This is a genomic window from Coprobacter sp. (genome assembly GCF_982436375.1).
In genome coordinates this window covers 1-8,341 of record NZ_CEWDCG010000138.1, presented here as the reverse complement: position 1 = coordinate 8,341, position 8,341 = coordinate 1, and the positions used below count along the sequence as shown (strand labels likewise).

Sequence of the window (8,341 nt, the reverse complement as noted above, 5' to 3'; positions counted from 1 at the left end):
AAACGATGATACTCCGGCCGCCCAAAAGATCGACTCCATGATCGAAGATTTCCGGGAAAAAAAGAACTGTTAGTGCCTGTCTAAATTTTACTCGGATCAGGTTTTTATTGGAAAATTCAGACAGGCTCTTAGATGCAACATGATAAAATTATAGAATCTTTTATCATGCAATATTTCTTTTAAAGAAAAACATCGATTCATAAACAGTATGGCTATTATGAAATATCTTATAAAGATGGATAAAGAACTTTTTTTACTAAACAAAACGATTTCAGCACAAAAACATATAATCAAAATGAAAAATAAAATCTTTTCGGTCTTATTTATACTCATTTTATCGGGAAACGGTTATGCCCAAACACCGATAAGATATGAGTACGACCGCATCGGGAATGTAATACTCCGGTATAAAATTTCGGTGCAAAATCTACAAAGGACGATACAAGAGAAAACATCCGGAACAAATCCTGAACCGATAGCCGGAAAAGCCATGAAAGTATATCCTAATCCGACCCGAGGAGTCGTAAAAATCGTATTTTCAGGCATGGGAGATGCAATCGACATACAAACTCGATTATACAACAGTAAAGGTTCTTTGTTAAAATCCGAAATCGGGAACAGCTCCGCACCGATTTCCATCGACATGTCTTCATATCCCCCAAACTGGTATATTCTCAAGGTAATTGCAGGAAAAGAAGCAAAAGAGTTCAAGATTATCAAAGAATAAGAGCCGGCCGTCTAAATTTTACTCGGGTACAGATTTGAAAGTTTCTTTCGGCAATATTTTTCCGTCAGAAAATTCAGACCGGCTTTAAACTCTTCATTTTACATCATAAGCTAAATATAGCAGATAATTACCTTTGCAAAAAATAGAAAAAGCACTTCCTGAAGTTTCATTGAGTGTTCCTTCCCATAATCGGGAAAAATCCCTGACCGGATACACCAGTCCTTCGGAATGCATGTCACATGCACCGAAATTGAAAACAGAAACTTGTTGTCCGGGACGAGAACCGAATGTATGGCTATCGCATACCGGTATAAATACTCCATAATCGGTCACCATAGCCAAGTGTAAAAAACAGGGAAAATGCTCCATGAGTAAGCTGATATTCCCCAACGTATGGTCTTCTCTTTTCCCGGTAGCTCCTAAAATAACGACATTGCGAAAATTCTTTCCGAGCAAGAAACGAATCGCTTTAGTAAGATCGTTCGTCTCCTGATCGGCAACATAGAGTAACCGGTCTTTATAGAGCATCCGATTCTCGACAGACAAAGAATCTCCGTCTCCGATAATCATATTCGGAATATACCCGTGAGAGATAAATGTATTTGCAGCCCCATCACAGCAAACGATATACGGTGTTTCCCGTAATAAACGCAACGGATATTCATGTACCGGATATTCACCGTCAGCCAAAATAACGGCATCCGGTACAAAAGGAAGAAAATCAAGATTATTTTCAATCAGAGGAACATCATTTCTGCTCATTGCATCATCTTTTTCCATTTTAAATACCCAAAGATAGCGACTACGGCATAAAATCCATACAGGAATGCAGTAAAATAGAGGCCTTTATAAACATAAAGGCCGCAACATGCTACATCGATAACAATCCAGACCAACCATTGTTCTACATATTTATGTGCAAGCATCCACAATGCAATCACGCTGAGCGCCGTAGTAAAACTATCCCACCAAGGAACATTGCTGTCGGTAAAGAAAAGCAATATATATCCTATTGCAACAAACAAAAAAATAAAGACGAATGTCGAGGGGAGATAATAATGCAAAGGCATACGGGAAACGGGCAATTCTCCGACAGGCTGTTTCCTTGCTCCATTCTCCGTTTTGTTCCCATACTTCCATATATACCACCCATAAAGGGCTGCAAGAAGATAATAGATATTTATGCCGAAATCGGCATACAGGCCGACTCGATAGTAAACAAAAATATAAATTGCCGGCATCACAATACTTGCCAGCCACAAATAAACACTCGCCCGATATTCTAACCACAGATAAAGCAATCCGACAAAAGTTCCGCAAATTTCCAGATAGTCCACTGAATCAACAATGATTTATAAAAAAACAAGCAAACATTAAGATGTTTGCTTAAAGCCCGCCTGAATTTTCCGACAGGGAAATATTATCGAAAGAAATTTTCAAATCCGACTCGAACAAAATTCAAACAGTCCCTTGTTTTTTGAGGTTTTTATATTTCATTTTTTATCTCGTTCTTCGTACCGAACGTATCGGTGCAGATTTGGAAGATGACGAACGAGAAGATTTACTCTTTACAGATTTTGAACTTCCTGATTTTACGGACGAGCGGGATGTTGTCGTTCCTCGAGAAGAACGCACCGAACTTTTCACTTCTTTTTCCGTCGCATTTTGACCGGATGAAGCCGTTGTCGTTTTTTTATCCGTATCCTTAGAAGCTTGCTCTACCGGAGCGGGAGATTTTACCCAAAGGCTGTTTTCAAAATTTTGCAACTGTTTTTCGATACCGGCCCGTGCGCTGTCTTGTTTCTCCGCCGTATCATATAATTGCATCAACGACATGTTTCTCAAATTGGTCGTCTTATATATCTTGCCTTCGAACATTCTCATTTTAAAATAATCATCATAAGTATAATTCTGTACATTGTTTTCATTGTTCGTCAAAATATACTGTTGTGCCATATAAGGCCGCAAATCGTCATATTTAATCCAAAACATAGGATAAGTCATGGCATCTCCTCCGAAATCACCGACACGATGCAGTATAGGACAAATCGCCTCGATTACGGAAGTCAGACCTGAATTACGTTGATCGAATATCCATTTTTCCCGAATATAGTAAGAAAGGACTTCATTAGAAGGCACATCGCTCTCATTCACGATATAGCGGGTACTCTTAGAGGTGCGTCCTTCTTTCTCTTCATACAGAATATGGAACTTGTCCAACAGATCTTTCAGATTCATCTTATATTGGTCGGTAAATACCTCTCTTCCGTCCAGATATTCATACGCAACGATCTTATTTTCTGTCAGAAGCCTCATAATCAATCTAAAAAGATTTTCCTGATTTTCAGTCGGTTCTTCAGGATAGTACAAAGGCATATTTTTCTCCTCCTTCAGATCTAAAGAACGGTAAATAACCCGCATCCAAGGAATATCGGCGGGAGAGATCGCTTCTTTCTCATACAAAGACTTTGCCCGCACCGAAATAGAAGAAGACGAAGTATTGTTCGTGCTTCCCACCACACCCGTACGCACCGTACTGCTGTTATTATTCTGAGCCCGGAGCAATGGCATCGCCATAAAAAGACAAAGTACCGGAATAACTCCTTTTACTGCTATTTTCATACGCTCTATTCTATTTCTTAAATCTTTTATCAATTTACTATCACTTCTATCGGAGACAAGTCTCGTTCTATTCCGTCAGGGCCGACCGCTTTAACCCGGGAAATATAAAAACGTTTTCCTCTGGAGAGCCTGCGAAAAGCATCTTTTTGACGTTGTGAGAACGATGCCCCGTCAGAAACTTCGGGAATTACGTTCCCCATAGAATCGAAAAATACGGTTTCAAATTGTAAAACACGATAAGATACATTCAACAAATCATCGTCTATTGCCGCCTGAATACCCGGTGCAGACAACAATATTCGCTTTGAGAAAGGTTTTCCTCCCTTATAACGCTGTTCATTACCTTTATCATCTTTATATGCAATATAAGGCATCGGGTCAGGCAATTTCCGAACACGGAAAGTCGTCGTATTCACGACCTGAGAACGGCCCTCCATAGATGCGGTCACCGTAATCGTCACATCCTGTCCGACTTTTCCGGGACGTGCGATCCAACCATTTCCGGAACGGGTCAACGTCCCTCCCGACATAGTAGCTTGAACCGCTTGTGTCGGAATGCCCGGAACCGAAATACTGATCGGATTGTCGATACCGGCATAAAGAACATTCATCATTGTTGCCGATACTGTCGCCGTGGGGTCTATTACCGTATATGACGAAGTAAAATCATGACGAGTCAGAGTTCCGTCTCCGTGAGGAACTTCAAGATACCCGCTAAAGTCGAATACTCCGGTTTTCCCGCATACAAACTCGTACAGTCCGTTACGATCTTCGGGAAGTTTCTGTCCTCCGATATATATTGCCGGAGCTTGAGTCGTATCGATAGCCGCCAATACAATATTGGCAGAATATTTTCCCCCCCGCATTACCGTTTTAGAAGCCGGAATCACGTATGCATTCAACTGATTCACCCGGACGTCTCCTTCGTCTATATTTTTCTGCAAAGCATGCAAGATCTCCCCTTCGGCATAACGCAAATCGCTTTGTATTTTACTCAACAAAGTAACCGCTGCGATAACAGGCATATTCTCGAACATCACTTCTTCCCATTTTTTATGATTCCGTTCCGACTGTCCTGCAATACGAGGATACAGATAATCATAAATAATCTGTCGCCGAATCGTATCGGTAATCATCGGCGTGACAAAGTCACTGTATTGCTCCAATGCCGTTCTGAGTTTTTTACCCTCTCCCGTACGCGGAGAAAGCATAATATAAGAAGCGGCCTCCAGATCATCCTGATGTACAATATCATTGACATTGCCATCCTTTCCGTCTGCCTGACGCACAATACGCAATTTCAACTCATCAAGATATTTATAGAGAGACTCCGTACGGTTTTTCACTTCTGTCGCCTTACCATACCAAGCTCCGGACTTTTCGGGATTGGTCTGATTAAATGCCGAAAGTTCATTATATAGAGCCTGATTCTGTATCGTCGAATTCTGTGTCGTCCGCACCAATCCCTCATCTACTTGCTTAAACCCGTTCAGCACATCGGACGATACGTTCAATGCCAGCATGGCTGTGAGGACGATATACATCAAGTTTATCATCTTCTGCCGGGGAGAGAGATTTGAATTAGGTGATGCCATAATCTATAATTTCTTTATTGAGCAACCGCTTTATTTTCATCCTCTTCAGAAGTTGTCTGAGTTACAGGAGGCTGAGGAGGCGTCATCGGACGGTTATACATATTTACGGTCATCGCCGCAAGCATATTTTCATATACGGCATTCAATTGTGCCATGTACTTAGTCATCTTTTCCGTCTCTTCACAATAACGATTACTGTCGTTCATCGAATGTTCGTACATATCCCGAATGCTCTTTAATCCGGCATTGACCCGGTCGATACTATCCAATTGTGAACTGATGCTCTTCAATTGGATTTCATAAATCGTATTCAGACCAGCCAGATTCCGATTCAGATCTTCCATTTGAGTAACATACCCTTGAGAATGATCCGAAATACCCTCAGAATTCTCGGTTATACTTTTATAGGAATCAAGCAAAATATTAGAAACTTCCGTCAACGAACGTGTAGCCTCTTTAAACTGATCCATTTGTGCGGAAATAGCTGATAACTGACTTAAATAATTTTGGGTGGCCTCAGTCAATTCAGCCATACGCGAAAGTTGGTCGGCTGCGGCAGAAAGTTTCTGAATGCTTTCCGAAAGACTCTGCGTATCTTCTTCCCCCAACTGTATGTCCGAAGGAATGCCAGCCGTTCTCTTGGCCTCTTCAGGCGAAACATGTACTCCGGACGATCCTCCGTTAACGACAACTGTTCCGGTCGCTCCGGTGCCCCCCTTAATAATTACGCCACCGCCCTGACCTCCATGAAATTCAGGACGATCTTCAGGATCTTTGGTCGATAGCACGGGAAACACTTCTTCCCAATTATATTCTTTGGCAGGACGGTCGAATGCTGTCAGTAAGAACATCATCACCTCTACCCCCATACCGACCGACAACATAAAATTACCTCCCGGAAGGTGCAATATCTTAAATAAAGCCCCTAAAATTACAATAGCAGCACCGATACTATAAGCAAAATTAAAGAATCGTTTTCCGGAATCGCCCGAAAGAAATTTCTCAATACGATTTTTATATCTTTTATATTTTCCCATAATGGTAAACTTTAAATCCTTTTATTATTTACGACCTTTGGCGAATCCCACTTGCGTACGTACACACCGGAAACCGATATACGAACGCTGTTCATTCTGATATTCCCACATACGTATGTCAGAACGTACAAAATTCGACACGTCTTTCCACGAACCGCCACGTACGATCTTCCTTTTCATCCGATAAGGATCTTCTTTCGCCGCATTATAACGATAATCGGGATTCATGTCACTGGTATAAAGATTTCCACCCTCAGTATAAGCTGTCGATGTCCATTCCGATACATTTCCCGCCATATCGTAAAGTCCGAACTCATTAGGCGGATATGTTCCGACTCGGGATGTAATAAGATTTCCGTCTTTTACATAATTCCCCTTTTGCGGTTTGAAGTTAGCGTAAAAACATCCTTTATCAGACATCGGAGCATCTTCGGACCAAGGGAATTTATTTTCGTTCTTTCCGGAACGCGCCGCATATTCCCATTCGGCCTCAGTAGGCAGACGATAAGGCTCTATATACGAAGCGCCTTTGATTCCGGCCAACAAATAATGAGTTCGCCATACGCAAAAAGCTGTCGCCTGTTCCCATGAAACACCGACTACCGGATAATCGTTATAACCCGGATGTGCAAAATACATACGCATGTAAGGTTCATTATATGCATTATCAAAATCATTTACCCAAGCCGTAGAATCAGGATAAATATTAACGATATAGGTATTCAGAAAATCGAACTCGCTTTGCAACGGACGAACAATCGTCTGTGTAATAATCCGCCCATCATCATCGAAAAAGGCCGTATCTTTGGAAATGAGCACTTCTGCCTCAGGATCGGGCTGTACGTCAGTATTCAAAATGCGACGTGCCGGGTCGAGACGATGTTTCCGTTTTGCAGCTTCGGTATAGTTAAACACTTCATATCGATAATTAAGTTGTCTCACATCCAATTCTTTTGCGCCGGTAATCGGATTGATCCGATAGACACTCTCAATCGCCCGAGCCTCATCTTCGGTCGGATTACGCCATGGAATCGCCTTATTCCAGTTCAAATGAGGTTTTACCGGATTTCCATCCCGATCTTCTTCTATCTTAAATGCTTCGTTCCCGCCAAAAGCCGGATCGGCCAGACGTTCCCGAATAATCGAATCCCGCACCCAATACACGAATTGTTTATACTCGGAATTGGTTATCTCGGTCTCATCCATCCAGAAAGCATCAATAGATATCCCTTTCGCCGTTTGGGGCGTTCCCCAAAGAGTATCTTTCTCGGACGGACCTATTTCAAAAGAACCGCGCTTTACCAATACCATACCGTAAGGTGTAGGCTCACCGAAAGCAGTGCTGCTTACTCCCACCACCTCTCCACCGTTAGGTGCAGAAGACGGAGCGCAAGATACCAACATGCCCACGATTGCCAAAAATAACATGATCTTCTTCATAAATTATAGTATCCGAATACTTTTATGTTTATTCTTGTTCTTATTTGAAAAATCTATCTTTAAACTATATCCTAAAAAAACTTCATGACTCCCGCTTGTTGCCTTTACAATTGCAGAAACCGGATAATCATAAGAATATCCCAACATAAAGTTTTTATAATCAGCACCAATCATAATCACCAACGCATCTTTCCAGCGATAAGACAATCCCCCCCACAAAAACTTATTATACCTCAGACGAGCTGTCAACTCCACCTGAGTGATTTGAAACGTCGTCTTTAACAAAAGCGAGGGTTGCAACTCATATAACGCATTTTTAAAAGGAATATTGCCCCCGGCGATAAAATAATACGAACGTCCCGTATAAGTTTCATATTTTTCATCGAACGTAATCACCGGTTCGGTAAGATGTGTTGACGAAAGACCTGCATAAAAATATTTGTGGGAATAGAATACTCCGAATCCCATATCGAATGCCATCCCCTGCAACTCACTTTGGGGAATACCGTCATCCGAAGAATTGTGATAATCGCTTTCAGGTATAGAAACTTCCGTACCGTCAAAACGCTGATCGAGTAACCCCAACTGTAATCCCAGACTGAGTTGTCCCTGCCATAAACGCACTTTATAAGCATATTGGAGGGCAATCGTCATGTTTGAATACAGACCGAGAGTTTCGTTTGTCATCGCCAACCCTACTCCATGATTCTGTTTAAATAAGCGAAAAGGCATTTCGGCCGAAACTAAAAACGTCTTGGGTGCTCCGGGCATACCTACCCACTGCTGACGCGAACCGGCACGAATATTCAACTTACCGTCTTGTCCTACCGCTCCGGCATTGTAATAATTAGGCAATGCCCAATATTGACTGAACTGGGCATCGACTTGTGCCCGAAGTTCTACAAATCCGAGCAACAATA

8 protein-coding genes are annotated in these 8,341 nt (G+C 41.9%); 1 reads left to right on the top strand and 7 read right to left on the bottom strand.

The annotated features are described in order from the left end of the window. The first annotated feature begins 295 nt into the window (after window positions 1–295). Window positions 296–727, top strand: a complete 432-nt coding sequence (locus tag AC1WHX_RS08485; protein WP_169721146.1) for a T9SS type A sorting domain-containing protein — start codon at window positions 296–298, stop codon at window positions 725–727. A 93-nt stretch (window positions 728–820) separates the two neighbouring features. Here the strand turns inward: AC1WHX_RS08485 and AC1WHX_RS08480 are convergent, their stop codons facing one another. The 7 genes from AC1WHX_RS08480 to AC1WHX_RS08450 form a co-directional block, all read right to left on the bottom strand. After that, on the bottom strand, window positions 821–1,489 hold the full coding sequence (locus AC1WHX_RS08480; protein ID WP_122338341.1) for a thiamine diphosphokinase: 669 nt from the start codon (window positions 1,487–1,489) through the stop codon (window positions 821–823). Then, on the bottom strand, window positions 1,486–2,064 hold the full coding sequence (pnuC, locus tag AC1WHX_RS08475; RefSeq protein ID WP_303117185.1) for a nicotinamide riboside transporter PnuC: 579 nt from the start codon (window positions 2,062–2,064) through the stop codon (window positions 1,486–1,488). Before pnuC ends, AC1WHX_RS08480 begins: the two co-directional genes overlap by 4 nt. Window positions 2,065–2,227: 163 nt before the next feature. Beyond that, window positions 2,228–3,349, bottom strand: coding sequence for a type IX secretion system ring subunit PorN/GldN (gene porN / locus AC1WHX_RS08470; protein ID WP_009318172.1), 1,122 nt, complete (start codon window positions 3,347–3,349; stop codon window positions 2,228–2,230). A gap of 29 nt (window positions 3,350–3,378) precedes the next feature. Continuing rightward, entirely contained in the window at window positions 3,379–4,944 is a 1,566-nt protein-coding gene (gene porM / locus AC1WHX_RS08465) for a type IX secretion system motor protein PorM/GldM (RefSeq protein ID WP_022390304.1), read from the bottom strand. Between the two features lie 14 nt (window positions 4,945–4,958). Then, window positions 4,959–5,981: a type IX secretion system motor protein PorL/GldL gene (porL, locus tag AC1WHX_RS08460; RefSeq protein WP_022390305.1), complete on the bottom strand. Its 1,023-nt coding sequence runs from the start codon at window positions 5,979–5,981 to the stop codon at window positions 4,959–4,961. Window positions 5,982–6,005: 24 nt separating this feature from the next. After that, entirely contained in the window at window positions 6,006–7,421 is a 1,416-nt protein-coding gene (gene porK / locus AC1WHX_RS08455) for a T9SS ring complex lipoprotein PorK/GldK (protein WP_031258934.1), read from the bottom strand. A 3-nt stretch (window positions 7,422–7,424) separates the two neighbouring features. Next, window positions 7,425–8,341: PorP/SprF family type IX secretion system membrane protein (locus AC1WHX_RS08450; protein WP_481229145.1), on the bottom strand; the 917-nt coding region annotated here is incomplete at its 5' end.

Coding starts and splice junctions, on each gene's coding strand:
- AC1WHX_RS08485 (WP_169721146.1), top strand. CDS start 296: ATGAAAAATAAAATCTTTTCGGTCTTATTTATACTCATTTTATCGGGA.
- AC1WHX_RS08480 (WP_122338341.1), bottom strand. CDS start 1,489: ATGAGCAGAAATGATGTTCCTCTGATTGAAAATAATCTTGATTTTCTT.
- porN (WP_009318172.1), bottom strand. CDS start 3,349: ATGAAAATAGCAGTAAAAGGAGTTATTCCGGTACTTTGTCTTTTTATG.
- porM (WP_022390304.1), bottom strand. CDS start 4,944: ATGGCATCACCTAATTCAAATCTCTCTCCCCGGCAGAAGATGATAAAC.
- porL (WP_022390305.1), bottom strand. CDS start 5,981: ATGGGAAAATATAAAAGATATAAAAATCGTATTGAGAAATTTCTTTCG.
- porK (WP_031258934.1), bottom strand. CDS start 7,421: ATGAAGAAGATCATGTTATTTTTGGCAATCGTGGGCATGTTGGTATCT.